26 protein-coding genes and 1 tRNA gene are annotated in these 25,761 nt (G+C 64.5%); 9 read left to right on the forward strand and 18 right to left on the reverse strand.

Translation table 11 applies throughout. The features are described from left to right. Positions 1 to 201: 201 nt before the first annotated feature. Both CIK75_RS07235 and CIK75_RS07240 read left to right on the forward strand, forming a co-directional pair. The gene (locus CIK75_RS07235; RefSeq protein ID WP_198962402.1) at positions 202 to 1,194 is read left to right on the forward strand and encodes a hypothetical protein; all 993 of its coding nucleotides are present in this window, start codon (positions 202 to 204) and stop codon (positions 1,192 to 1,194) included. Next, a complete protein-coding gene (locus CIK75_RS07240) occupies positions 1,187 to 2,647 on the forward strand; it encodes a hypothetical protein (RefSeq protein WP_096223475.1) in 1,461 nt (486 codons plus the stop codon). The genes CIK75_RS07235 and CIK75_RS07240 overlap by 8 nt, the downstream gene beginning before the upstream one ends. Positions 2,648 to 3,016: 369 nt before the next feature. On the opposite strand, the gene CIK75_RS07245 is transcribed toward CIK75_RS07240, so the two are convergent. From CIK75_RS07245 to CIK75_RS07260, 4 genes are all read right to left on the reverse strand, one after another. Continuing rightward, positions 3,017 to 3,598: a mismatch-specific DNA-glycosylase gene (locus tag CIK75_RS07245; protein WP_241895354.1), complete on the reverse strand. Its 582-nt coding sequence runs from the start codon at positions 3,596 to 3,598 to the stop codon at positions 3,017 to 3,019. Positions 3,599 to 3,827: 229 nt separating this feature from the next. After that, positions 3,828 to 3,900: transfer RNA gene (locus CIK75_RS07250), tRNA-Val, on the reverse strand. Positions 3,901 to 3,962: 62 nt separating this feature from the next. Next, entirely contained in the window at positions 3,963 to 4,409 is a 447-nt protein-coding gene (locus CIK75_RS07255) for a redoxin domain-containing protein (RefSeq protein WP_158225918.1), read from the reverse strand. A gap of 35 nt (positions 4,410 to 4,444) precedes the next feature. Next, entirely contained in the window at positions 4,445 to 4,855 is a 411-nt protein-coding gene (locus CIK75_RS07260; protein ID WP_096223478.1) for a DUF3052 domain-containing protein, read from the reverse strand. Between the two features lie 362 nt (positions 4,856 to 5,217). On the opposite strand from CIK75_RS07260, the gene aceE reads away from it, so the two are divergent. The 6 genes from aceE (at position 5,218) to fabF (ending at position 13,152) form a co-directional block, all read left to right on the forward strand. Next, positions 5,218 to 7,959: a pyruvate dehydrogenase (acetyl-transferring), homodimeric type gene (aceE, locus tag CIK75_RS07265; protein WP_086994496.1), complete on the forward strand. Its 2,742-nt coding sequence runs from the start codon at positions 5,218 to 5,220 to the stop codon at positions 7,957 to 7,959. A gap of 158 nt (positions 7,960 to 8,117) precedes the next feature. Continuing rightward, positions 8,118 to 9,329 (forward strand): helix-turn-helix domain-containing protein, encoded by a 1,212-nt coding sequence (locus CIK75_RS07270; RefSeq protein WP_086994493.1) that lies wholly within the window; start codon positions 8,118 to 8,120, stop codon positions 9,327 to 9,329. A gap of 77 nt (positions 9,330 to 9,406) precedes the next feature. Next, positions 9,407 to 10,363, forward strand: coding sequence for an ACP S-malonyltransferase (locus CIK75_RS07275; protein WP_096223479.1), 957 nt, complete (start codon positions 9,407 to 9,409; stop codon positions 10,361 to 10,363). After that, positions 10,329 to 11,420 carry a beta-ketoacyl-ACP synthase III gene (locus CIK75_RS07280; RefSeq protein WP_086994488.1) on the forward strand — a complete coding sequence of 364 codons (1,092 nt, stop codon included), beginning with the start codon at positions 10,329 to 10,331 and terminating at the stop codon, positions 11,418 to 11,420. The genes CIK75_RS07275 and CIK75_RS07280 overlap by 35 nt, the downstream gene beginning before the upstream one ends. A gap of 87 nt (positions 11,421 to 11,507) precedes the next feature. Then, positions 11,508 to 11,753, forward strand: coding sequence for an acyl carrier protein (locus tag CIK75_RS07285; protein ID WP_086994485.1), 246 nt, complete (start codon positions 11,508 to 11,510; stop codon positions 11,751 to 11,753). A gap of 160 nt (positions 11,754 to 11,913) precedes the next feature. After that, positions 11,914 to 13,152, forward strand: coding sequence for a beta-ketoacyl-ACP synthase II (gene fabF, locus CIK75_RS07290; RefSeq protein WP_086994500.1), 1,239 nt, complete (start codon positions 11,914 to 11,916; stop codon positions 13,150 to 13,152). 191 nt (positions 13,153 to 13,343) lie between these two features. Here the strand turns inward: fabF and CIK75_RS07295 are convergent, their stop codons facing one another. From CIK75_RS07295 to CIK75_RS07315, 5 genes are all read right to left on the reverse strand, one after another. Further along, on the reverse strand, positions 13,344 to 13,847 hold the full coding sequence (locus tag CIK75_RS07295; RefSeq protein ID WP_086994482.1) for a DUF3145 domain-containing protein: 504 nt from the start codon (positions 13,845 to 13,847) through the stop codon (positions 13,344 to 13,346). A 151-nt stretch (positions 13,848 to 13,998) separates the two neighbouring features. Beyond that, positions 13,999 to 15,003 carry a tyrosine recombinase XerC gene (locus tag CIK75_RS07300; protein ID WP_096223480.1) on the reverse strand — a complete coding sequence of 335 codons (1,005 nt, stop codon included), beginning with the start codon at positions 15,001 to 15,003 and terminating at the stop codon, positions 13,999 to 14,001. A gap of 87 nt (positions 15,004 to 15,090) precedes the next feature. Further along, a complete protein-coding gene (dprA, locus tag CIK75_RS07305) occupies positions 15,091 to 16,320 on the reverse strand; it encodes a DNA-processing protein DprA (protein ID WP_096223481.1) in 1,230 nt (409 codons plus the stop codon). Continuing rightward, positions 16,317 to 17,882 (reverse strand): YifB family Mg chelatase-like AAA ATPase, encoded by a 1,566-nt coding sequence (locus CIK75_RS07310; RefSeq protein ID WP_096223482.1) that lies wholly within the window; start codon positions 17,880 to 17,882, stop codon positions 16,317 to 16,319. The genes dprA and CIK75_RS07310 overlap by 4 nt, the downstream gene beginning before the upstream one ends. After that, on the reverse strand, positions 17,879 to 18,238 hold the full coding sequence (locus CIK75_RS07315) for a YraN family protein (protein ID WP_096223483.1): 360 nt from the start codon (positions 18,236 to 18,238) through the stop codon (positions 17,879 to 17,881). The genes CIK75_RS07310 and CIK75_RS07315 overlap by 4 nt, the downstream gene beginning before the upstream one ends. A 477-nt stretch (positions 18,239 to 18,715) precedes the next feature. Here CIK75_RS07315 and CIK75_RS07320 point away from each other — a divergent pair, with 477 nt between their 5' ends. Then, positions 18,716 to 19,684 carry an Ltp family lipoprotein gene (locus tag CIK75_RS07320; protein ID WP_096223484.1) on the forward strand — a complete coding sequence of 323 codons (969 nt, stop codon included), beginning with the start codon at positions 18,716 to 18,718 and terminating at the stop codon, positions 19,682 to 19,684. A gap of 45 nt (positions 19,685 to 19,729) precedes the next feature. On the opposite strand, the gene CIK75_RS07325 is transcribed toward CIK75_RS07320, so the two are convergent. The 9 genes from CIK75_RS07325 to CIK75_RS07365 form a co-directional block, all read right to left on the reverse strand. Further along, positions 19,730 to 20,929 carry a class I SAM-dependent methyltransferase gene (locus CIK75_RS07325; RefSeq protein ID WP_096223485.1) on the reverse strand — a complete coding sequence of 400 codons (1,200 nt, stop codon included), beginning with the start codon at positions 20,927 to 20,929 and terminating at the stop codon, positions 19,730 to 19,732. Positions 20,930 to 20,938: 9 nt separating this feature from the next. Further along, positions 20,939 to 21,262 (reverse strand): DUF2469 domain-containing protein, encoded by a 324-nt coding sequence (locus CIK75_RS07330; protein WP_096223486.1) that lies wholly within the window; start codon positions 21,260 to 21,262, stop codon positions 20,939 to 20,941. A 15-nt stretch (positions 21,263 to 21,277) separates the two neighbouring features. After that, entirely contained in the window at positions 21,278 to 22,000 is a 723-nt protein-coding gene (locus CIK75_RS07335) for a ribonuclease HII (protein ID WP_096223487.1), read from the reverse strand. A 3-nt stretch (positions 22,001 to 22,003) separates the two neighbouring features. Then, positions 22,004 to 22,732, reverse strand: coding sequence for a signal peptidase I (gene lepB / locus CIK75_RS07340; protein ID WP_096223488.1), 729 nt, complete (start codon positions 22,730 to 22,732; stop codon positions 22,004 to 22,006). After that, complete coding sequence (gene lepB / locus CIK75_RS07345; RefSeq protein ID WP_241895355.1) at positions 22,725 to 23,318, reverse strand: signal peptidase I; 594 nt, start codon at positions 23,316 to 23,318, stop codon at positions 22,725 to 22,727. The genes lepB (CIK75_RS07340) and lepB (CIK75_RS07345) overlap by 8 nt, the downstream gene beginning before the upstream one ends. 118 nt (positions 23,319 to 23,436) lie before the next feature. After that, positions 23,437 to 23,793, reverse strand: a complete 357-nt coding sequence (gene rplS / locus CIK75_RS07350; protein WP_086996363.1) for a 50S ribosomal protein L19 — start codon at positions 23,791 to 23,793, stop codon at positions 23,437 to 23,439. Between the two features lie 265 nt (positions 23,794 to 24,058). Continuing rightward, positions 24,059 to 24,865: a tRNA (guanosine(37)-N1)-methyltransferase TrmD gene (gene trmD, locus CIK75_RS07355; protein ID WP_096223489.1), complete on the reverse strand. Its 807-nt coding sequence runs from the start codon at positions 24,863 to 24,865 to the stop codon at positions 24,059 to 24,061. A 3-nt stretch (positions 24,866 to 24,868) separates the two neighbouring features. Next, positions 24,869 to 25,405 carry a ribosome maturation factor RimM gene (gene rimM / locus CIK75_RS07360; protein WP_096223490.1) on the reverse strand — a complete coding sequence of 179 codons (537 nt, stop codon included), beginning with the start codon at positions 25,403 to 25,405 and terminating at the stop codon, positions 24,869 to 24,871. A gap of 113 nt (positions 25,406 to 25,518) precedes the next feature. Further along, positions 25,519 to 25,761, reverse strand: a complete 243-nt coding sequence (locus tag CIK75_RS07365; protein WP_086996354.1) for an RNA-binding protein — start codon at positions 25,759 to 25,761, stop codon at positions 25,519 to 25,521.

Genomic DNA, 25,761 nt, shown 5'->3' on the forward strand with positions numbered 1-25,761 from the left:
TCACGGCCGAGCAAGTGGATGCCACGCAAACAACCCGAGCCAACGGGGTCGTCAGGTACTTCCCAGACACCGCCGACCGGATGGGCTTGGAGCTGGCGCGTGCCGTTGTCGGCCCGTGCCGCTTCTTACACGTCCACCTTGTCACCGGTGGTCGATAGGCTCTTGTCAGTAGACGACCGGCAACGGAGTTTGGAGATCAGGATGGTTGAACCTCTCAGGATGCACAGAGCCAAGGACGGCCTCGGCAAGGCCGTCGGCAGCATCGGCAAGTTCGCACGGAACACCTCAGCGCAGCTTGCCGAGCAGGCCGGCCACCTTAGTGACGTTGCGGTGGAGACAGTCGATAAGTTGACGGCGAAGGAGCCCGACCCCTACGAGCAGGCCCTCACCGAATACAACTGCGCGTTCACGACGCTGAGCGACAACGGCCTGGCCCTCCTACGCCAGCGCGAGCGTTCGACGGACCTGATCGAGCTCGTTGAGCTGCTGGTGAACAGCATAGCTAACACCCCAAAGTCATTCGAGACCGACTTGGATGAGCTCGTCTTCCACAAAGCCCAGTTCCTGGCGACGGAGGAGTTCGCCCGGAAGGAGCTCGAAGCTGCACGACAGTCGGCTGCTGGCGCCGGTACCGGGTTCACCGCGGGTGCTGCGGTCGCGAGCCTGGCTCCCACGGCGGCCGTGTGGGTAGCCACCACCTTCGGCTCGGCATCGACCGGCACCGCCATCTCCACGCTTTCCGGGGCCGCTGCCAGCCAAGCTGCTCTAGCCTGGCTCGGAGGAGGGGCTCTCGCAGCCGGAGGCGGAGGCACCGCTGCAGGCAGTGCACTACTCGCACTCGCAGGGCCCATCGGTTGGTCAGTCGCAGGGGCTACCCTCCTCGCATCGATCGCCGTTTTCGCCAGGAAGAAGTCCGAGAACCGCGGAGCCAAGCAAGAGGAGCTGACTGCAGTGAAGCAGAACACAGCGCTCGTCAACGACATGAACGCGCACATCGACGATCTCCTCCAGCGCAGCGCTTCCCTCCGTGGGCTGCTCATGAAAAGCTTCGGCGAGGCGTTGGAGTTCTTCGGCGCCAACTTCCTGGCATTGTCTGCACCCCAGCAGTCCCAGCTCGCCGCGCTGGTGAACAACACAAAAGCGTGCGCGTCGCTGCTGAGCAAGCGCGTCAAGCAGGACTCCGATGATGAGTGAGGCAGCAAAGCTCCCAAAGAACAACCAGGAGCAGGCCGTTGCTGCCTGGGTGAACCACCTCAACCAGCTCCGCCTTGACAACCTGCTGAGTGCCCTCGGAAGGCAGAGCATGAATCTCCAAGACGCGCTCGCCAGCGTCGACGCGGCGATCAGGAAGATTGACCTTGAAGTGGTCGCTTCCAACCGCGGCGGAGTGAAGGGCATGCACGGCTTCATCGCCGAGGTCGCTGAGGTGGGGGTGGGCAACGCCCGGAGCCAGATCCTCGGAGAGGGTGCCGCCTACCAGTGGGTGAACAACAACGGCCCCGTTGACCTGTTGCGCAATGGCGTAGAGATCCAACAGAAGTTCTTCGCTGCCGAGGGCCGCTTTGGCCTCGGCGCGATCGCAACGCACCTCCAGAAATATCCCGACTTCATCAAGAACGGCGGGAAGTACCAGATCCCCGGAGACCACTTCGCGGTGATACAGAAACTTCACGCGATGCCGCCTGAGGAAGCGGGAAAGTTCCTATCGCGGAACGGGGACGGCCCATCGCTCAGGGACTGGGAACGAGTCAGGGCCTTCTTCAGCGAGGGTTCTGTCAGCATCGAGTCACTCGAACCCTCCAAGCTGGAGTACCACCAGGTGCAGAGAGGCGCCTACAGCTCGACACTGGGGGCGGAAAAGGAGTCCCTCCATTTCACCGACCATTCACTGCGGGACGCAGCCTACCAAGACAGCCGGCCAACGCTGCAGGAGGCCCAGAAGGCCATGTTTGCGGCCGCTGCCATCGAGGGCGCAACCGCCTTCATGCTGGCTGTGGTCGAGAAACGGCGCCAGGGCCCGAAGCTTAAGGATTTCACAAGTGCGGATTGGATCGATATTGCGGGTGACACCGGCTATGGCCTAATCAAGGGCGGCGTCAGGGGCCACAGCATCTACTCGCTCACGAACTACACTGCCACGTCCGCAGCCGTCGCTAGCTCGATTGTCACTGCTGCCTTCGGCATCGCGGAACAGGCGAATAAGCTCCGCCGCGGAGAGATCGGCGAGCTGGAGTTCATAGAGAACGCCGAGATAGTCTCTCTGGAAGCCGCCGTCAGCGCACTGTCGTCCTTCGTCGGGCAGGCGTTCATCCCAGTGCCCGTCCTCGGCGCCGTGATCGGCAACACCGTCGGCATAGTCATGTACAAAGCTGCATCGTCCTCCCTCTCCAAGAGGGAGGCGATGCTGATCCAGCATTACCTCAGCAAGCAACGCATGCTCGACGAAGAGCTCGCGGCAGAGCACCAGGACCTCATCGAGAAGCTCGATGCGAGCATGTCCGACTACTTCGAGGTGCTCGAACGGGCTTTCGCGCCCCAGGTGGAGGTCAGCCTCCTCGGATCAGTCGAGCTCGCACTGGAACTCGGCGTAACTTCAGACGAGGTCCTGGAGACAGAAGATCAGGCCCTCGCCTACTTCCTCGACTAGGGATTACTTGGACAAACCGCGGGGCGCGATCAGAGGCTCAGGTGAGCTACCTCTGCTCCCCTGCCAGAGTCCACGGAGGTTGCAGCGCATAAGTGCCGTGCTCAGCAGCTTCCGACTCGTCGTTGGTGCGGGTACGTCATCCGCTGAGTTTTTGTCGGTACTTGCTTACCTGATGTGGGCCAGCCAAGCCCGGAATTGATTCATTCCAGGACGGCGGGCAAGGTCCTGGGCCTAGCAGGACCCCAGCGGAGTCCGACGATACCGACGCGGGGTTCCAAACGCCGGTATCGGGCCGCAAAGAAGCAGCGATCCGACGGCAAGCCGCAGCACCGGCGGCCCTCAGCAGAATAGATCATGCCGGGATACAGCTCAGGCACTAGCGTGCCAGACCTCTTCCCACTTCTGCGCTAGCGATCCGGCTGTTTCGTGGGCATTGAGTCCGCTGGGATTGGGCAGCACCCACAACTGCACCTCCTCAGGCCAACCTGGTGGCCGGGCGTCGGTTTGCAGCCCCAGCTTCGCTCGAGGTTGCCTGAACGCCACACGGAACGCCGTCACCCCCAACACGCCGACCGCTCGAGGCTGCAGAGTGCGCACCCGCTCCACAAGCTGGGCACCACCGGTCCACAGTTCTTCGGTCGTGAGTTCGTCGGCCCGTGCCGAAGTGCGCGAGACCATGTTGGTGATTCCGAGGCCCCGCTCCGCCAGCATCCGTTCGTCAATCCCGGCGAGTCCCCGCGAAGCATCAACTTTTCGATCGATGACTCCCGCCAAGGCCAGCGAAGTCCAGAAACGATTTCCGGGCCGGGCGAAAGGGGCATTCACTGCCGCCGTCCACGGGCTGGGGTTGATCCCCACGATCAGCAATCGGAGCAGCTCGGCCGATAGCCGGTCGCTCGGATAGGGCAGGACGTCTTCCCGGCCCTGCCCCGAGTCCACTGCGTGGGCCACCTCCGCCTTGGTGGGCCGTCTTCCCTCCAGTGGGGACCTCTGACGCCAGGGTGTCCAGTCGGAGGGTAGTCGGGTCTGCATACAGGACAGCCTAGATCCTGGTAGCTGACGCGGGACCCACGGGGCAGTATCGTGCCCTCTCGGGCCTACGCCGAAGTACTCGCGTGGGAATGACAAAAATCCCCGTCTTCCTCGCGGTTGTGCCGCGGGAAAACGGGGATTTGAAGCGTGGGCCCTACCGGGATCGAACCGATGACATTCACGGTGTAAACGTGACGCTCTACCAGCTGAGCTAAAGGCCCTTGCGGGGATCGAGCTTACCGGCAATCGGCTCCGCCACCAACTCGGCGTCCGTACGCCCGCGTCAGGGACTCAGCCGGGCGACCGCGTCGAGGTAATCCTGACCGCTTCGCGGTTCACCGATACCGCTGCTGAAATGCTCCACCACGCGCCCACCGGCGAGCAGGAACGTCGAGCGCAGGGCCCGGCCGTGGTCCTCATCGAAGCAGCCGAAGGCCCGGGCTACCTCGCCGTGGGGCCAGAAATCAGCCAGCAGGTCGAACCCGATGCCCTGCTCGGTCGCATAGGCCCGCAAGGCGTGCTTATGGTCCACGGAGATCCCGTGCAGTGAAACCCCTGAGGCCTCTAGTGCCGGACGCATCCGTTCCAAGGCAGCCAGTTCGCCCGTGCAGACCCGGGAGAAGGCAAACGGGTAGAACACCACAAAAGCCCGTGCGGCGCCGATACCCTCCAGCGAGACCGCCTCACCGAACTGATTCGGGAGGCTGAAGGCAGGAATGGGCGAACCCACCAGTGGGTGAGTTCCGGGGTCAGTCGTCACTAGTTCTATCGACGCCCCACGAGCCTGGTCGCCGTCCAGTCCTCGGAAACACCTTCACTGCTGGTGACATGCAAACCGGCAGTCGGGGCGGCTTCCTGAATTTCGGGCACACCGACAAAGCCATCGCGTCCGGATTTGGGAGTCATCAACCAGATGACGCCTCCTTCGTCCAGGGTGGTCAGCGAGTCGACGAGTTCGTCCACGAGGTCGCCCTCGCCTTCGCGCCACCACAGGAGGACGCCGTCGACGACTTCATGCTCGTCCTCGGCCAGCAGTGCGTGGCCGGTAACTTCTTCCAACGTGTCACGGAGACCGTCGTCAACGTCGTCGTCATAACCCAGCTCTTGGATCAGGTCTCCATCCTTGAAGCCCATTTTCTCCACGGCTGCGGTCTTAGCCGCTCCGGCGTCGCTCACGTTTCTCCTCCCACTAGATGCATATACACCTCTCAAGCCAACACCTTTAAACAGTTCCCATCAAGCGCAGAGCCCGCAAACACGCTTCCAGAACGAAAATCATGCCTCCATGGCCCGAATGAAGGCCAGATACCACCGGTCGTCGCCAGCTCGGCGGCGGGTTGAGTGAGCGTAACCAAGGTCACCGACGACACCCTCGGCTACGCATCACCGGAGAAAGACAACTACAGTGGACGGGATGGACTCACACCCACGAGGCGTGCATCCATCGTCAAGCGGCCTTGCCGCCGCGACGCGCCCCGCTCCAACAACGGGAACGTCGCATTCCCCACGCTGTAACCCGTACCGAGGAGAAGTTGGACGTGGCTGAAGAGGAACACATTTCCCACATTCGCAGTGGCTTGACCAGCCAGCTGCCGGACCGCGATCCGGAGGAAACCGCCGAATGGATTGAATCCTTCGACGGTCTGGTCGAGGCCCAGGGCACCGAACGGGCCCAGTTCATCGTCCGCTCTCTCCTGCAACGCGCGGGTGCCCAGAGCGTCGGTGTCCCCATGGTGACCACCACCGACTATGTCAATACCATCCCCGTGGACCAGGAACCCGAGTTCCCCGGACACGAAGAGACCGAACGTCGTTACCGTGCCTGGATGCGTTGGAATGCCGCCATCATGGTCCACCGCGGCCAGCACCCCGATATCGGGGTCGGCGGGCATATCTCCACCTACGCCGGTGCGGCCACGCTGTATGAAGTCGGCTTCAACCATTTCTTCCGCGGCAAGGACCACCCCGGCGGCGGCGACCAGGTCTTCTTCCAGGGCCACGCCTCCCCCGGGATGTATGCCCGCGCCTTCCTGGAAGGACGGCTGACCGAGGAGGACCTCGACGGCTTCCGCCAGGAAAAGTCCAAGGAGGGCCATGCGCTGCCTTCCTACCCACACCCCCATTCCATGCCCGACTTCTGGGAATTTCCCACGGTCTCCATGGGGATCGGGCCGTCCAACGCCATCTATCAGGCCCAGCTGAACCGCTACCTGCATAACCGTGGCATCAAGGACACCTCCGACCAGAACGTCTGGGCCTTCCTGGGCGACGGCGAGATGGACGAGCCGGAATCACGCGGCTTCCTCCAGTTGGCAGCCAACGAACAGCTGGACAACCTCAACTTCGTGATCAACTGCAACCTGCAGCGCCTTGATGGCCCGGTGCGAGGCAACGGGAAGATCATGCAGGAGCTCGAAGCCTTCTTCCGCGGTGCCGGCTGGAACGTCATCAAGGTCGTGTGGGGCCGCGAATGGGACGATCTGCTGGACAAGGACGACACTGGCTCGCTGGTCGACATCATGAACCAGACGCCCGATGGCGACTACCAGACCTATAAGGCCGAATCGGGCGGATTCATCCGCGAACACTTCTTCGGCAAGTCTCCGCAGACCAAGGAACTGGTTGCCGATCTGACCGACGCCCAAATCTGGAATCTGAAGCGTGGCGGCCACGACTACAACAAGATGTATGCCGCGTATAAGGCAGCCACCGAGTTCAAGGGCAAGCCCACGGTCATCCTGACCAAGACGGTCAAGGGCTACGGCCTGGGCAACAGCTTCGAGGCGCGCAACGCGACCCACCAGATGAAGAAGCTGACCCTTGATGATCTGAAGGGGTTCCGCGATCACCTGCGGATCCCGATCACCGATGAGCAGCTCGAAGCCGACCCGTACGCCCCGCCGTACTACCACCCGGGGATGGATGCCCCCGAAATCAAGTACATGATGGAACGTCGTGCGGCTTTGGGCGGTTCGGTCCCCGAACGTCGGACCAAGCACACGCCTCTGCACCTGCCCGAGGACAAGGCCTACGCGGTCGCCAAGAAGGGCTCGGGCAAGCAGCAGGCGGCCACCACGATGGCCTTCGTGCGTCTCCTCAAGGACCTCATGCGGGATAAGGACTTCGGGGAACGCGTGGTCCCGATCATCCCCGACGAGGCACGTACCTTCGGCATGGATTCGCTCTTCCCCACGAAGAAGATCTACAACCCGAAGGGTCAGAACTACCTGTCGGTGGACCGCGACTTGATCTTGGCCTATAAGGAATCCCCTCAGGGTCAGATCCTGCATACCGGTATCAACGAGTCAGGTTCGGTAGCTGCCCTCACGGCGGCGGGAACCTCCTACGCCACCCACGGCGAACCGTTGATCCCGATCTACATCTTCTACTCGATGTTCGGGTTCCAGCGTTCCGGCGACTTCTTCTGGGCCGCCGGCGACCAGATGACGCGTGGCTTCGTCTTGGGCGCTACCGCCGGACGGACCACGTTGACCGGTGAAGGCCTGCAGCACGCGGACGGGCATTCCCCGATCCTGGCCGCAACCAACCCGGCAGTGGTCTCCTACGATCCGGCCTACGGCTACGAGATCGGGCACATCGTCAAGGCTGGTCTGGCCCGGATGTACGGGGGCGAGCATGAAGACCCCAACGTCATGTACTACATCACCTTGTACAACGAGCCGATGCTCCAGCCTGCAGAGCCCGAGGGCCTGGACGTCGAGGGGCTGCTCAAGGGCATCTACCTCCTCTCCCCGGCCACGGTCGATGGGCCGCGAGCCCAGCTACTGGCCTCCGGCGTTTCGGTACCGTGGGCCCTGGAAGCCCAGCAGATCCTCGCCGAGGAATGGGGCGTCTCGGCAGATGTCTGGTCGGTGACCAGCTGGAACGAGCTGCGCCGCGACGGGCTGGATGCCGAGGAAGAAGCGTTCATGAACCCGGGCAGCGAACCCCGCGTGCCCTATGTGACGCAGAAGCTGGCGGGGGCCACCGGTCCGATCGTCGCGGTCACCGACTTCATGAAGGCCGTGCCGGACCAGATCCGTCAGTTCGTCCCCAACGAGTTCGCGACCCTGGGTGCCGATGGCTTCGGTTTCTCCGACACCCGTGCCGCTGCCCGTCGCTTCTTCAAGATCGACGCCCACTCGATGGTCGTGCGAACCCTGGAAATGCTCGAACGCCGGGGCGAGGTCGCCAAGGACAGTGCAGCCCAGGCGTTCAAGAAGTACCAGATCGACAACGTGAACGCCGGCACGTCCGGCACCGCCGGGGGCGATTCCTAACCCCGACCCTTGGTGTCGACGGCGAAAGAAACGCCGTCGACACGTCCGGGCGGTGAAAGTCCCCCGGTCACCTGCTCTGGCAGGTGACCGGGGGACTTCTTCTTTTGTAGTGTTCCTCCAAAATGGAGCCACGGGCCGCCAGTGCGTAGGGTGGACGCATGACAGACGAACGTCCGGGCACCGGATCCCCGCGCATCCGCCCCGTGCGTCAGCCCAAGGCCAGCCCGGAGACACTGAAACGCTTGAAGTCCCATCTGGGTATCCTTTCCACGGTCGCCCTGAAGCATCTGGACCAGTCACTTCCCTGGTATCGGGGACTGCGACCCCAGGAACGCGCGGCACTGGGCCTGGTCGCCCAGAAGGGTATCGCCTCCTTCGTCTCCTGGTACGAACGCCCTAGTTCCCCACAATGGGTCCTCACCGATGTCTTCGGCACCGCACCCACCGAGCTCACTCGCTCGATCTCCTTGCAGAAGGCGTTGCAGCTCATCCGCACCATCGTCGAGGTCGTGGAGAACCAGGTCCCCGAGCTGGCCCCCGATTCCGAGCAGGTACAACTACGCGAGGCAGTTCTGCGCTATTCCCGGGAAGTCGCCTTCGCCGCCGCTGACGTCTACGCCAGGGCCGCCGAATCCCGCGGTGCGTGGGATAGCCGGCTCGAAGCCCTCGTCGTGGACGCCGTGCTGCGAGGCGAAAGCCCCGACGCCCTGCGCTCACGTATTGCCGCCGTCGGGTGGACCTCGCAGTCGGGGATCCACGTCATTGTCGGCAGTTCCCCCGAGGATGCCGGCGCCACCTTCGTCGGTGACCTGCGCCGCGCCGGGCAGCGGGTGGCCAAGGACTGCCTCGTGGGAATCCAGGGTGACCGGCTGATCCTCATGCTCGGCGGGGTGAGAGAGTTAGAAACCACATTCTCCCGGCTGGCGGAGTATTTCGGCCCCGGCCCCATCGTCTCCGGCCCTGAAGCTGCGAGCCTACGCGATGCTGCAGCGAGCGCCCATGCTGCTTTCGAGGGCATTGCAGCCGCCGGCGCCTGGCCGTTGGCCCCCCGCCCGGTCGCGGCCGATGACCTGTGGCCCGAACGCGTCATGAACGGCGACGCCGCAGCCCGCACTGCCCTGATCAACGAGATCCACAAACCCTTGGTTCGCGCAGGAAATGGCCTCGTGGAGACGCTATCCAGCTATTTGGCCCTGGGCCATTCATTGGAGGGAACGGCCCGCGAACTCTTCGTCCACGCCAACACCGTGAGGTACCGGCTCAAACGGGTCTGTGACGTCACCGGATGGGACCCGCTGGTCCCCCGGGAGGCCTTCGTTCTGCAGACGGCACTCGTCGTGGGACGACTGGAGGCGACCGAGTCGTTGTAGGATTCCTCTAAAGCCCCTCGCGCAGCTTCGTGCCGCAAGACACCCGTCATGTCCCCGATCTTTGGAAAGCTGGAACAGTGCTAGCTATCGTGTGCCCAGGACAGGGCTCCCAGACCCCCGGATTCCTCGAACCCTGGTTGGAGGTGCCCGGCGTCGCCGAACACCTCGCCCGGCTCTCCGAGCTGACCGGCCGAGACCTGGTGGCCCACGGAACCGTTTCCGATGAGGCGACCATCAAGGACACGGCAGTCGCCCAACCGCTCATCGTTGCCGCCGGTCTGATCGCCGCCCGCGCCCTGCTCGGCGAGGCTGGCCTGAGCCAGCTCCCCACCTCGACCGTACTGGCGGGGCACTCCGTTGGTGAGATCACCGCTGCCGCCTTAGCCAACGCCCTGCCCGAGGCCGACGCGATGGTCTTCGTGCGAGAACGTGCCAATGCCATGGCCGAGGCCGCAGCCGTCACCCCCACCGGCATGGCAGCTGTCCTCGGCGGGGACCCCGAGGAGGTTGCCGCGACGCTGGCCGCCTTTGGACTGACCGCAGCCAACGCCAATGGCGGTGGACAGACCGTCGCAGCAGGGACCTGGGAGCAGATCGACGCCCTGGTCGCCTCGCCCCCCGCCAAGGCCCGCGTGATGCCGCTGAAGGTGGCAGGGGCCTTCCACACCAAACACATGGCCCCCGCAGTCGGCACGCTCCAGGACCTGCTCCCCTCGCTGCACCCTGCAGATCCAGCAGTAACGCTGCTGAGCAACTACGACGGCGGGGCAGTCAGCGACGGCGCAGCCAACCTCTCCAGCTTGGTGGCGCAGGTCTCCCGTCCGGTCCGCTGGGACCTGTGCATGGAGACGATGGCCGCTGAAGGTGTCACCGGCATCCTGGAACTGCCGCCGGCAGGAACCCTGGTGGGGTTGGCCCGCCGCGGGCTGAAGGGGCTGCCAACGATGGCGCTGAAGTCCCCCGAGGATCTCGAGGCGGCCCGCGAATTTATCAACGAACATGGCCAGACGGCCACCGCAGAGGACAGGAACTAACGTGAGCGCAGTACTTTCCCAGAACAGCCCGCGGGAGTACACCCGCATCATGGGTGTGGGTGCCGCACGCGGAGACGTCATCGTCACCAACGAAGACGTCTGCCAGTGGATCGACTCCTCCGATGAGTGGATCCAGAAGCGGACGGGCATCGTCACCCGACGCCGGGCCGACGCCGAGACCTCCTTGGTCGACCTGGCCGAGACCGCTTCCCGCCAGGCACTGGAAAACGCTGGCATCGAAGGATCCCAGCTCGGTGCCGTCATCATTTCCACGGTGACCTCCCCCTATGCCACCCCCTCTGCGGCCTCGGCACTGGCCCACCGGCTGGAAGCCACCCCGGCCCCGGCCTTCGATATCTCGGCGGCCTGCGCCGGCTACTGCTACGGCGTCGCCCAGGCCGATGCGCTGGTGAAGTCCGGTGCCGCCGAGTATGTTCTGGTCGTCGGAGCCGAGAAGCTCTCGGACATCATCGACAACCACGAACGCACCATCTCCTTCCTGCTCGGCGACGGTGCCGGCGCGGTCATCGTGGGGCCTTCAGACACACCGGGTATCGGCCCCTCGGTATGGGGTTCGGATGGCGGGAAATGGGATGCCATCGGGATGACCCATTCAATGCTGGATCTGCGCGATGTCGCCGTACAGGCCGAAGAAGACCCCGCAGGTGACGCCATGGTCGCCGGCACCGAGGCCAAGCTGTGGCCCACCCTGCGCCAGGACGGCCAGACCGTTTTCCGCTGGGCCGTCTGGGGCATGGCGAAGGAAGCCAAGCGCGCCCTGGATGCTGCCGGCATCACCGCCGATGATCTCTCCGTATTCCTGCCGCACCAGGCGAATATGCGCATCATCGACGAAATGGTCAAGCAGCTCAAACTGCCCGAAACCGTTGCCGTCGCCCGCGATATTGCCGATACCGGCAACACGTCCGCCGCCTCGATTCCGCTGGCCATGCACCGCATGCTGCAGGAACGTCCCGAGCTCTCGGGAACCCTGGCCCTACAAATCGGGTTCGGCGCGGGCCTCGTCTTCGGCGCGCAGGTCATCGTCCTGCCCTAGGCTGTTGACCGGACATCACTAAAGTTCACCGTCCGCAGGGCGGGAAAAATCGTCGGGAGAGTCCCGGCACCAAAGAAAGGGAGCCTCATGGCTAGCAACGAAGAAATCCTGGCCGGCCTCGCCGAGATCGTCAACGAAGAAACCGGCTTGGCCACCGACGCAGTCCAGTTGGACAAGTCGTTCACGGACGACCTCGACATCGACTCCATCTCCATGATGACCATCGTCGTCAATGCCGAAGAGAAGTTCGATGTGAAGATCCCGGACGAGGAAGTCAAGAACCTCAAGACCGTCGGCGACGCCGTGAACTTCATCGCGAACGCCCAGGCCTGATCGATTCCGGTTCTTCCCGTGGGCCCCGCTAGGGCAGCCTGAACCGGGAAGCCCAGGTCTTCTGGGTGGTCCGCCGAACGTGGCGGACCACCCCACCTAAACCTCAAGCGCAGAGCAACCTGCTCTACGCACCCAGCAATACAGCACAGAGAGTATGTTGATGGCTCGCAAAGTAGTAATCACCGGCCTCGGCGCGACAACGCCGATCGGTGGGGACGTCCCCACCCTCTGGGCCAACGCCCTCAAGGGTGTTTCCGGCGCCCACACTTTGACCGCCGATTGGGTCGAGAAGTATTCCCTGCCGGTCCACTTCGCCGCGAAGGCCTCTACTCCGGCTGCGGAAGTCCTTTCTCGGGTCGAGCTCAAACGCATGGACCCCTCCACCCAGTTCGGCGTCGTGGCCGCACGGGAAGCCTGGAAGGACTCAGGGATCGAGGATGTCGACCACGACCGCTTCGCTGTCACCTTCGCCACCGGCATTGGCGGCGTATGGACGCTGCTTGATGCATGGGACACGCTGAAGGAGAAGGGTCCTCGCCGTGTGCTGCCGATGACCGTTCCCATGCTGATGCCCAATGGGCCGGCAGCTGCCGTGAGTCTGGATCTCGGGGCGCGGGCCGGCGCCCACACCCCCGTGTCCGCGTGCGCCTCGGGAACCGAGGCCATGCATATGGGGCTCGAGCTGATCCGTTCCGGCAAGGCGGATGTCGTGATGTGTGGTGGTGCCGAAGCGGCTATCCACCCCATGCCGATGGCCTCCTTCTCAGCCATGCAGGCGCTGTCTAAGCGCAATGACGATCCCGAACATGCCTCGCGCCCCTATGACATTGACCGCGACGGCTTTGTGATGGGCGAGGGCGCTGGCGCCCTGGTCCTCGAGGCAGAAGAGCATGCACTGGCCCGTGGGGCTCATATTTATGCTGAGTTGGCTGGTACCTCGGTTACCGCAGATGCCTACCACATCACCGCCCCAGACCCCGAGGGTCTGGGTGCCACCCGGGCGTTGAAGGCAGCCATGTTTGACGGTCTCATTCAGCCCGAGGACGTCGTGCACGTCAACGCGCATGCGACCTCCACGCCGGTGGGCGATAAGCCCGAATACACGGCGTTGCGCGCCGCGTTGGGCAACCGGCTCGATGAGGTCTGCGTTTCGGCCACGAAGTCGCAGATGGGTCACCTCCTGGGCGCCTCGGGTGCCGTTGAATCCGTGCTGACCGTCCTGGCCGTGCAGGAACGCAAGGCCCCGGTGACCATTAACTTGGAGAACCAGGATCCGGAGATCCCGCTGGATGTCGTCACCGGAAGCCCCCGCGAACTGCCTTCCGGGCAGATCGTGGCACTGAATAACTCCTTCGGCTTCGGCGGTCACAACGCCGTGGTGGCGATCCGCAGCGTCTAGTCACGCCCCGCTCGCAGACAAGGCCCGCACCCAACGGTGCGGGCCTTGTCGTTTAATCTCAAGACCTTCGGAGACGAAGAGTCATCTGTAGGACAACACGACTATTCGACTGCTCTCCTGATCGTTGCGTGCCGGGAACTGGTCGGCAGGACGATCTGGAGAGCGATGGCATCCAGAGAGGGTGTGTGGAGTTAGCCGACCTGGTGGAGCCAGCGGACCGGCGCGCCTTCGGCGGCATGGCGGAAGGGATCGAGTTCTTCGTCCCACGCTTCACCGAGGGCAAGGGAGAGTTCTTGGTAGACGGCCGCGGGATCGCCGGCGCCTTGTTCATAGGCGAAGCGGATCCGGTCCTCGCCGACCATGATGTTGCCTGCGGAGTCGGTGGCGGCATGGAAGATGCCGAGTTCGGGAGTGTGTGACCAGCGGCTTCCGTCAACGCCACGACTGGGTTCCTCGGTGACCTCATAGCGCAGGTGGGCCCAGCCGCGGAGGGCGGAGGCCAGTTGCGCACCGGTACCTTGGGGTCCTGCCCAATGGATTTCCGTGCGGTACATTCCGGGCGCGGCGGATTGCGGCGTCCAGTTGAGGTCCGTGCGTTCATCGACGACGGACCCGATGGCCCACTCGATATGTGGGCACAACGCTGTCGGGGCTGAGTGTACAAAAAGTACGCCCCGGGTCATGGGTACAGACATGCCATCCTCCAGTTCCTGTTGGTACGTCTTCCCCAACGACCACAGTCACTTTTGGAGGCCAGCACATGCTGCCTGATTTCATTGTGCCCGATTCCGGTGCGAATCTCCACCGTGACGGGCCGTCCCGGGTTTTTTATCGCGGCACGAGGCGTCAGGCGCGTGGATGCGCCTGCTGATAGCTATTGCGTAAACGGTCCACAGATACGTGGGTGTAGAGCTGGGTGGTGGCCAGTGAGCTATGACCAAGCAATTCCTGGACGGTCCGAAGATCGGCTCCACCATCAAGCAGATGGGTGGCCGCGGTGTGGCGCAGGGCGTGTGGTCCCCGTGCTGCGGTATCGCCCAGCCCCTCCAAGGCCCGTTGGACCATCGAACGCACCTGTCGTGCGCCCATGCGCGCACCTCGCTCCCCCAGGAACAAAGCGGGACCCGAACCGTTGATGGCCAGATGGGTCCGGCCGCGGCTGATCCAATCGCTCAGTGCTTGGTGTGCGGGCTGCCCGAAGGGGACGGTACGCTCTTTATCTCCTTTGCCCAGGACGCGCAGGGTTCGCCGATCATGATCGATGTCGTCGACATCCAGGCCGGTCAGCTCCCCCACGCGGATTCCTGTGGCGTAGAGCAGCTCGAGGATGGCCCGGTCACGGTCGGACACCGCCCGTTGCCGTGGCGTTGGCGCGGCCCCGGACTCAGCCTGCGGTTCGTCGTCGAGGAGCCGGCGCATCTGGGAATCCTGCAGGACATGTGGGAGCCGTTTGGCGTTCTTGGGTGATCTCAGCCGGAGCGAGGGGTCAGCCGGAATGATTTCTTCACGCAGGGCCCATGCCATGAATGTGCGCAGCGATGCCGCATGTCTTGCCAGAGTTGCCGGGGCCTTGCCGCGGGCCTGTTGCTCGCCCAGCCAAAGGCGAAGAACGGCCAGGTCGATTTCAGCCAAGGCCTTGATGCCGTGCTCGGTAGCAGCGAATTCGAGCAGTGAGGTCACATCGCTCAGGTAGGCCCTGCGGGTGTGCTCGCTCCGGGAACGTTCCAATGCCAGATACCGCTCGAAGCCATCCAGTGCCACTTCGTACTCGACCGGAAGACCGCTCGCGTCTCGAGCCCCGGCGGCCGACCCTGCTGCTGCCGGGTCCACGGAATGCGGCTCACTACTCATATTCTCAGTTTGGATTGGTTTGTACGGTAACCGGTGCTGCCACGCCGCACTCTTGGCAGGACACCCCGTCGTTTGGATAGGACTGGTTCAGCCCCCATGGCGGCGTCGCCAGCCGTCGGCACTGGATTCAGCAAGGCCTCGGGCCTGTAACCGGCTGAGCCCACCGAGGACTGCTCCGATACCCAGCCCGGAAACCGTGGACAGCTTATCCGGGGTGGCCGGCTGGCGGATGGGGAGGGCATCCATGAGCAGTAGATCTTGGATATCGAGCCCGTCATGGGGTCTGGTTTCCTCCGCTTGAACTCCTCTGTCACGGACTGAGTCCCCGCTCGTGACGGACTGGGCCATGGTGCCAAGCATCTCGAAGGCTTCGGCAGCATCGGTAATGGGGATCGCCGATCCTTCCCGCAGGAGTCGATGACAACCTGCTGAATTGGCCGAGAACACCGATCCGGGTACCGCCCCGACATCGCGCCCCAGTTCACTGGCGCGCCGGGCAGTGGTCAAGGCTCCCGAGCGCCAGCGTGCTTCGACAACCAGCGTCGCCCCACACAACGCGGCGAGCAACCTGTTGCGTTGCAGGAACCTCCAACGAGTCGGTGCCGTCCCCGGGGGAACCTCGGCGAAGAGCATCCCGTTGGCTTCGACCCGGCGTAGGAGTTCATCATTTCCTGCCGGGTAGAAACGGTCCAACCCCCCGGCCATGACGGCCGCCGTTGCCAGGCACTCATGGCCAGATGCCGCGTGAAGTGCTGCCTCGTGGGCGCGTGCGTCGATACCGTAGGCACCACCGGAGACGATCGTGATTCCCCGGGCACAGAGTTCGGAGACGATCTGGCTGCCCACTTGTCGGCCGTAGTCAGTGGCATCCCGGCTTCCCACCACGGCCATCAGGGCGTCCTTGACTGGCAGCTGCTGGGGAGGAACTGTCCCCCGCCACCAGAGACATAGCGGGGCGCCGAGGCCGAGGTCGTCAACTTGCGCCGGCCAGGCGGGATCTTCGGGGACGAGCAGGCCGCCGCCGAAGCGCCGGATGGTTTCCAGATCCCGTGCCGCCCCCGAGGCGTCAACGCGCGGCCTCCATCGCTCGAGTCCCGCGTCGAGGCGGTGGGCACCCCGGGTTCCTGCTTCGCCACCCAGGAGTTCGGCCACTGCCTGTTGTACGGCGGCTGGTGCTTTGCCGGTGGTCGTACTGATCAACCGATAGGCCTCCACCGGACCGCTAACAGCCACGAGGGCGGTCCCGGTCAGGTCGTTGGGTTCCATCAGTCGAGACAGTCCGGCGCGCGCGACGAGTATTTCTGCTTCGACGCTCATGGTCTTCCTCCTCGTGCGTGGTGGCGTAGTTGCAAGGCCACTTCGATATCGCCTTGCCGCGGGCATTCCTGTCCTCCCAGATCACTGATGGTCCAGGCCAGGCGAAGCACCCGGTGGTATCCCCTGGCCGTGAGCAATCCTCGCTCGACCTGCCGATCCGCAGTGGCGGTGACGTGCCCGGGCAGGGCTAGTTCGTGGCGCAGGATGGTTCCCGAAAGGTCGGCGTTGCGGCGCAGCCCCAGCGCCTTCAGACGGCGGCGTTGAGCCTGTCGTGCAGCGGCCACCCGGCCGGCGACGGTGGCGGAGGTTTCCTCACCGCGTCCCGTCCCCAAATGCACCGAGTTCACTCGAGGAACTTCGATCTGCACATCGATACGGTCCAGCAGGGGCCCCGAGAGCCGGTCAAAGTAGCGGCGGCGTTGCATCGGTGTACACCGGCAGTCCAGGGCTTTGCCCGTGTTCTGTCCGCAGGGGCAGGGGTTCGCTGCGAGCACCAGCTGGAACCTGGCCGGGTAGGTGGCGATACCTCCGGCACGGTGCAATGTGATCTGCCCAGATTCCAGCGGTTGGCGCAGACTGTCCAGAGATTTGGAACTGAATTCCGGTGCTTCGTCCAAGAACAGCACCCCGCGGTGGGCACGCGAGGCGGCCCCCGGTCGAGGAAGTCCTCCCCCTCCACCCATGAGGGCGACCATGCTCGCACTGTGATGCGGACTTTCATACGGCGGCCTCAGCAGCAGCTGATCCATGCCTGCCGTCCCGCGATGCAGCGAATGGATGGCTGTGGCCTCCATCCCCTCGACGGGATCCAGATCGGGCAGTAGGCCGGGTAGCCGTTCGGCAAGCATCGTCTTGCCCGCACCGGGAGGACCCACCAGCAATAAGTGGTGTCCACCGGCCGCGGCAACCTCCAGAGCGAAGCGTGCCAACGGCTGGCCGAGCACATCGCAGAGGTCGGCGCGTTCGGTGGCCGCGCCGGGCAGTTCGGCGGTGGTGCCCGGCGCTGCGGTAGGTGTCCGTACCTGCGCCGGGGCCCTCGGCGGGACCACGGTATCGAGGCAGCCATAGTCCGAGAGAACTTCGCCCAGGTGACGGTAGGCGCTGATATGGGCCCCGGGGACGAGGCGTGCCTCGGCCGCGTTGGCTTCGGCCACCACCACTCGTGGCCTTCCTGCCCTCACTGCTGCCATCACCGAGGGGAGGACTCCGGCGACGGGGCGCAAGGTTCCGTCCAGGCCGAGTTCGGCCACGTAGACGATGTCGGGAGGATTCTCGATCTCCCCCGCAGCGGCAAGTGCCGCAACGACGATCGCGAGATCGAAGGAGGATCCCCGTTTGGGCAGCGAAGCCGGAGTGAGGTTCACGGTGATGCGTCGCGGACACAGTGGCACTCCCGAATTGCGCGCCGCCGAGCGGATGCGGTCACGGGCTTCGATCAAGGAGGCATCGGGCAGCCCCAACAGCACGAAGGCGGGCAGCCCTCCGCCCAGATCGGCCTCGACGTCGATGATGTGACCGTTCAAACCGACCAGGGACACCCCGGCGGCCCTGCCCAGGCTCATGGGGTGACTTCCTTGAAATAGGCGACCCGGTGGTGTTGCCCCGGGACCGCGATAATGGCGATGACATCCACGCGGCGCCGCCGTCGGGGTTGGCCCGCCGCACGACACCAGGCGCTAGCCAATCGGTGCAGTCGTCGCAGCTTCACCGCATCCACGGCCTCGGCCGGATGACCGAAGCCGAGCCCCGAACGGGTTTTCACTTCCACGGCCACCAGGGTCCCGGCGTCATCCGCGACGATGTCTATTTCGCCGATCGGGCACCGCCAGTTCCTGGCCAACACGTGGATGCCGCGCCCCATCAGGTATTGAGCGGCCAACACTTCCCCGCGTTGACCCAGCTCCTGGTTATGTCCCATGACCCACCTCCGCCTCTACTCTGGGCGGCAGGTGTGTTGGGTCGACCTGACGGGTCGGCAGCTGTGGACGCGGGGTTCAGGGCAGTACCTGTGGAGGACTCACACGAAGCTGAGGGAACGGGCGAAAACAACGAACATGATTCCGCGGCGAGGCTTGTCAAGTCACCGGTGGGCCCGGGCGGGCATTCCCCTCGATTGCCGCCTGAAATGCCGGTTGTGGTCATAAACCTGCGACATCAAGTCATTTTACAAAGCCAATGGATTTGGCGCCAAAAATCTGTGTATCATCCGTTGGACGGGCATCGACGCCCGCGGCGTCCTGGGGGGAACAAAAATGCTGGTGACTTGTGGTTGGCGAGAGATCTCGCTTCCGGGGCACGCGCGCCGCATCGGTCCTCCCGGTGACGCGCCCAGTCTCGCACCCATCCCGCACGATACGTATCGCACGTCGGTCAGGTGTCCCCTGAAAGGACTCTCATGAGCCAAACTCCCAACTTCGCGCCCTATCCGCCAGCCAATGGTTATGGTTACGGCCAACCTCAGCAGAGCTCGAAATCCTTCCTCGCCACCTGGCTGCTCTCGCTTCTGCTGGGGATGTTCGGTGTGGATAGGTTCTATCTGGGCAAAGTCGGGACAGGGATTCTCAAGCTGATCACCTTTGGTGGTCTGGGTGTCTGGGCTCTGGTCGATCTCATCCTCGTACTGGCGAATAGAACCCGCGATAAGCGCGGTCTCCCGTTGGAAGGCTACGACCAGCACAAGAAGGTGGCACTGATCGTCACCCTCGCCCTCTTCGCTCTGAGTATCATCATCAACGTGGCCGGTGGCGGCACCGCTTCCGTGCCCGGCCCAGCCGATTCGGCACCGAATGCTTCGGCACAAGCCGTAGCTCAGGCGGCCGACGATGAGGCGGCCCAGGAGAAGGCCGACGTTGAGGCATCCCAGAAGGCGAAGGACGAGGCAGCTCGGGAAAAGGCTGACGCCGAAGCGTCTGCGAAGGCGGAGGCTGATGCAGCGCAGGAGAAGGCAGCCGCGGAAAAGGCCGAGGCCACGGCTTCGAAGAAGGCCAAGGCTGAAGCTGCCGAAAAGAAGGCAGATGCCTCCAAGAAGGCCAAGGCAGAGGCAGCCGCGCAAAAGAAAGCCGAAGCTGCGGCTGGCACGACCAGCCAGCAGAACGCTCGGCGGGCCGCTGAAAGCTACCTTGATTACACGGCCTTCTCCCAGCCAGGGCTGATCGAACAATTGGTCTTCGAAAAGTATTCGAAAGCCGATGCCACCTGGGCCGTGAACCGGCTGACCGTTGATTGGAACGAACAGGCTGCCCAAGCCGCAGAGAATTACCTCGATTACACGGCGTTCTTCCGTTCCGGGCTGATCGAGCAACTGGTCTTCGAGGGATACACCCCGGCGCAGGCCAAATATGGAGTCAGCAAGACGGGCCTCTAGCTCAGAGCTCCCGCCCGAGCCTGCCTCGAACCTCAGGTCGTGTCGCTAGGCGGGAATGAGCCGCCAGAGGGACGTGACTTCGGCAGATCGTGCCGCATGGAACGGGTCCTCGCGGTCCAGGGCGCGGCGATGGCTGGGTTTCACGTCGCTGCGCCCGGCAACCTGAAGCCCGGCGGCGGCGATCCAGCCCAGCAGCTCGTCCCGGCTACGCAGCCCCAGATGCTCTGCAAGATCCGAGATCACCAACCAGCCTTCACCTCCGGGTTCCAGATGCTCCGGCAGTCCGGTCAGGAAGGCACGGAGCATCCGGGACTTGGGGTCGTAGACGGCCTGATCGAGCAGGGTGTTCGCACTACCGGGAAGCCACGGCGGATTACAGACCACCAGGCCGGCACGCCGGCCGGTGGGGAACATATCGGTCTGCTCGAGGGCAACAGCCGCGCCGACGCCCAGCCGGTCTAGGTTCTCCCGGGCGCAGGCAACGGCCCGGGCGGAAAGGTCGGTGGCAACGATCCGTTTCATGCCTCGTCGTGCGAGGATCGCTGCGATCACTCCGGTTCCCGTGCCGATGTCGAAGGCCGTGTCGGTCTCGGGCAAGGTTTCGCCGGCGACCAAGTCCAGGTATTCCCCGCGGATCGGGGCGAAGGTGCCGTAATGCGGGTGAATGGGAGCGTCCAGCGCGGGGACGTGGACTCCCCGCGCCCTCCACTGTTCGGCTCCCAGCACCCCCAGCAGGTCCTGCAGGGGGATGACGGAGGCTTCGGTGATGGGGCCGTGGGCGTGGGTCCAGGCCGTGGCGATCTCGGGGCCGCGGCGCAGGTCCACCGACGGTCCGGGGGCCAGCGGGACCAGGAGCGACGCCAACATCCGCGAACGTCGGGAGCGGGCCTGACGGTGCCGGTAGAACTCGGCTCCGACGTCTGGCTCGCGTTCTGCCTGGGTGCCGGCCGCACGTTTTGCGGGGCGGGGGCCGGGGATCCGCCGTCCGAGGGCGCTGAGCAGTTGACGGGCGTTATGGTAATCCCCGGTCCAGAGCATCGCGGTGCCCCGGTGGGCCATCCGGTAGGCGTCTTCGGCCGTCAACGTATCGTCGACGACCTGGATCTGTAGGGGGGCGGGGCCGCTACCGAACCAACGGGCGGTGCCCTGTGTTCCGCCGTCGTCCCAGATGAGCAGTGGTGGTTCCGGGAGAACGAGTTCGAGCGGGCCTGAGACGTCCCGGACGGGGGTGGGTTGGTCTTTCATGGCGGCGGCCTAGCTGCCCAGGCCGGCATCCTTGGTGGTCAGTTCCCCGGTTTCGGCGAGTTCTTCGACGTTGACGTCCTTGAAGGTAATGACCCTGACGTTTTTCACGAATCGGGCCGAACGGTAGACGTCCCAGACCCAGGCGTCCTTGAGGGTGACGTCGAAATAGACTTCGCCGTCGGCCGAGCGGATCTGGAGGTCGACCTCGTTGGCGAGGTAGAACCGTCGTTCGGTTTCCACGACATAGGTGAACAGGTTCACCACATCGCGGTATTCGCGGTAGAGCTGCAGCTCCAGATCCGTCTCATAGTTCTCGAGATCGTCGGCGCTCATGGTTCCTCCCTGGGTCTAACGGGTTGCCGCCGGCGCCGTCAGCCGCCAGCTGCGGCGGTGGTAGTCGGTGGCACCGCGTTCGACGATGGCCTGGCGGTGGGCTGCCGTTCCGTAGCCCTTATTGATCGCCCACCCATAGTGGGGCTCCAGTTCATCATAGGTGGCCATGAGGGTGTCACGTTCCACTTTGGCCAAGACCGAGGCTGCGGCCACCGACAGGCAGAGCAGGTCCCCCTTGATCTGGGTGCTCACCCGGGCGCCGGAAGCATCGAAGGGGTACGACGGCGCCGTGGCACCGGTACCCTGGCCCAGCAGTGCCGGTTGTCCGGGGGCCGTCAACCAGTCGTGGCTGCCATCGAGCAACACGGCGTGGGGCCGCGCCGATTCGGCGAGGTTCGCCCAGGCCCGGTTTCCGGCGAGGCGCAGGGCGCCGACGATGCCCAGCTCGTCGATTTCGCTCGCTGCCGCATGGCCCACACCCCAGCCGGCGGCCCATTCCCGGATCACCGGGACGAGGGCTTCGCGAGTGGCGACCTTGAGAAGTTTGGAGTCCCTGACGTCCTCGAGCAGTTCGGCGGTCGCCGGGTCGATGACGACCATGCCCACGCTGACGGGACCTGCCAGGGCTCCGCGGCCGACCTCGTCGCAACCGCCGATGAGCTGGTTTCCTCCGCCGCCCAGGGCTGTAGCCAGGGCGAGTTCGGTGTCCAGGGTCGGGGCGGGGGTCCGGTGGGCCATGGGTTAGTGGCCTGATTCGTTGGGGACGTCGGCGAAGACTTCGTGGTGTCCGTCGATGGTTCCGAAGCGGTCCAGGGGCCAGGCACGCAGGACCGCCTTGCCTTCGATGGAGTCCGTGTCGATGAATCCGTCCTGAATATCCGGGTGGAAGCGTGAATCGGCGGAGGCGTTGCGGTGGTCCCCCATGACCCAGGCCTTGCCTGCGGGCACGGTGACCTTGAAGGACTCCTCCGAGGGGGCTGCTCCGGGGTAAATGTAGGGCTCAGTGATGGGCACCCCGTTGACGATCAGGCGCCCGTCCTCGGAGCAGCATTCCACGGTGTCCCCCGGCATGCCGATGAGGCGTTTAACCAGATGCTGGTCTGCGGTGTTGGGGAGCAGGCCGACGAAGGTCATCGCCTCGGTCACCGGGTTGGTGGGGGTTGGCGGGGTTTCGCCCAGCCAGCCCAGATCGTCGTTGAACACGACGACGTCGCCGCGGTGCAGGTCGAAGGGTCCGGGGATCAGCAGGTTCACGAAGATCCTGTCGTTGATCTCCAGGGTCTGCTCCATGGAGCCCGAGGGGATGTAGAAGGCGCGGAAGAAAAAGGTTTTGATGACGAAGGAGAGCACCAGCGCAATGCCGACCACGATGAGGAATTCGCGGACCCACCCCCAGACGGGGTTCCGGGGGCGCCTGACGGGCGCACCGCCGTCGTCCCCGGCCGGTCCTACCGCCTGCTGCTCATTCACGTGGTGCCTTTCCCTCGATATGCCGCGCCGCGCCCAGGGGCCAGATCACCCGTTCCACCCGTCCGATGACTCGTTCCTCGGGGATCATTCCTCCCCCGGGTGCCCCCAGCAGGGAGCGGGAATCGGCCGATACCGAACGGTGGTCGCCCATGACCCAGATCCTGCCTTCGGGGACGACTGCGGTGAACTCCTGTTCGCTGGCTGCGTCCCCGGCGAAAAGGTAGGGCTCGTGGAGCGGTTCCCCGTTGAGCAGTAGCCGTCCGTCCTTGTCACAACAGCTTAGGGTGTCTCCGCCGACGGCGATGACACGTTTGACGAAAGCCGTGTCGTCCCCCGAGACACGCAGCGCCCGCAGCACATCATCCAGCGGGCTGGCCCGTTGGTAGGGCAGCAGGGATCCGCGGCCATCGAAGACCAGGACGTCCCCGCGTTGCGGCGGATCCTGGTGGTAGGCGGTCCGGTTCACCAGCAGTCCCTCGCCGGGTTCCAAGGTGGTTTCCATGGAGTCGGAGCCAATGTAGTAGAAGTCCACCAGCGTGGCCCGCACGATGATCGCCGCGATGGCAGCGACCATCAGTGCGCCCACGACAAGGCGCCAGCCCCGAAAACGGGACCGGCGCCTGCTCCGCCCGCTCGGCGAAGCGTGCGGGACGGATGATGTCTTCACGATCATGGACGGGACGAATTCGTCCCGACGCACGGCTCTACTTGGAGCCGAACTCGCGCTTTTCCTTGATGCGTGCAGCCTTGCCGTGACGATCGCGCATGTAGTACAGCTTCGCGCGACGCACGTCACCGCGGGAGACGACCTCGATCTTTTCGACGATCGGCGAGTGCACCGGGAAGGTACGTTCCACGCCGACGCCGAAGGTCACCTTGCGCACGGTGAACGTCTCGCCCACACCGTGGCCCTGGCGGCCCAAGACGTAGCCCTGGAAGACCTGAACACGAGTGTTCTTGCCTTCAACGATGTTCACGTGCACCTTGAGGGTGTCACCGGTCCGGAAGTCCGGAATGTCGTTACGCAGCGAGGCCGCGTTAACTGAGTCGAGAATATGCATCTGGTGCTTCTCCTTGGGCGGATGCCACAGGTCACCCACCTTCGACACGTTCTCACGGCCGCGATACGAGGAAAGCGGAAACCGTGGAAACGGAGTGTGGTGAACCGACCAACACGTCTGTGTTCGTCGGCGCTCTGACTGTTGGCGCACTCCCCCTGTGGCAGGGGCGCACCCAGTAGACGCAAGGTCCCATTTTGCCATACGCATCCCCGCGGTGGTTAATCCCGTGCCGGCCCGGAGCGTGCTGTCGGGGTTCCTGGCCTGGTTAGTCCGCGGGGCGAGCCACGACGCAGCCGTCTTCGATCATGAAGCCCGCATGCCACAGGGTGTCGCGGTCGCGCCGGTTCAGGGAATCGGGGTCCAGCGCCCGGATCAGGTCGGGGCGGCGTTCGGCGGTGCGTTCGAGCTGCCAGGCCCGGCGGGTCCGGGCAATGAGAGCGTGGTTGCCGTTGAGGAGTACCTCGGGGACGTCGCGGCCCTCCCAGCTGGACGGTTTGGTGTAGACGGGGTATTCGAGCAACCCGTCGGAGTGGGATTCCTCGACCAAGGATTCGGGGTTGCCCACGACTCCGGGGACCAGGCGGCCAATCGCCTCCACCATGGCCAGCACGGCAACTTCTCCCCCGTTCAGGACATAGTCGCCGAGGCTGACGGGGCGGACCTCGTAGTGTTCGGCGGCGAATTCATAGACCCGCTCGTCGATGCCTTCGTAACGTCCGCAGGCAAAAACCAGATGTTCGCGTCCGGACAGTTCCCGGGCCATTGCCTGGGTGAAAACCTCTCCAGCGGGTGAGGGGATCAGCAAGAGGGGCCGGGAAGAACCGGCGTGCTGTGCTGCTGACTCGGCTCCGGCGATCGAGGAAAGCGCTTCGGCCCAGGGGCCGGGTTTCATCACCATGCCGGCTCCCCCGCCGTAAGGGGTGTCGTCGACGGTGCGGTGACGGTCGTGGGTATGGTCGCGCAGGTCGTGGATCCGCACGTCGAGTAGGGCCTCCCGCCGGGCCTTGCCGATCAGCGAGATATCCAGTGCCTGCAGGTATTCGGGAAAGATGCTGACGACGTCGATGCGCATGCCCTAGGCCTGGCCCTCCTCGGCGCCCTGCGCACGATTGAGCGTGAAGAGCCCTTCCGGCGGGGTGAGCCGGATAAAGCCGGCCTCGGGGTCGACCTCGGGGACGATGGCTTCAACGAAGGGGACGAGGACTTCGGCGCCTTCGGTGTCTTCGATGACCAGGAGGTCCTGGGCGTCGTTGGTGCGTAGTCCGGTCACCGTGCCGACGGCTTCCTCGCCGATGCGGGCCGTGAGGCCGACCAGCTCATGCTCATACCAGGCGTCCTCATCGCCTTCTTCAAGGTCCGCTGTTTCGAGGAACAGCAGGGATCCGCGCATGGTCTCTGCGGTGTTGCGGTCGGGGATCTCCTCGAAGGCAACCAGCAGGATTTCCTTATTCCAGCGCGCCCCCTCCACGGTCAGGTGCTTGGCCGGGGAGGATTCGACGTCGAAGACGGTTCCCGGTTCGAAGCGTGCGTCGGGGTCGTCGGTCATGAGCTGGACGGTGACCTCCCCCCGGATTCCGTGAGGCTTGCCGATGCGTGCGACCTGGAGGCGCATGGTGACTCCTTGAGACGGGAACGTTCTGCAACGTTCCGACGATGTGTTTAAAGCGCGCGGCCCCGCACCGGTGTACGGTGCGGGGCCGGCGGGGTGAAACTCTGCGACCGGGCCTAGCGGCGTCGGTCGGTGTCGACCACGTCGACGCGGACCGGTTCGCCGTCCGACAGGGCCGCTACCACGGTGCGCAATGCGCGGGCGGTACGTCCCTGACGGCCAATGACCCGTCCGAGGTCGTCGGGGTGGACCCGGACCTCGAGGGTGTCGCCTCGGCGGTTGGCCTTCTGCTCCACGGCGACGTCCTCCGGGGAGTCGACGATGCCGCGGACCAGGTGGTCGAGAGCTTCAACGAGCAT

Origin of the sequence: Glutamicibacter sp. BW78, assembly GCF_002332245.1 — a bacterium.
GTDB classification, from domain to species: Bacteria; Actinomycetota; Actinomycetes; order Actinomycetales; family Micrococcaceae; genus Arthrobacter_H; species Arthrobacter_H rhombi_A.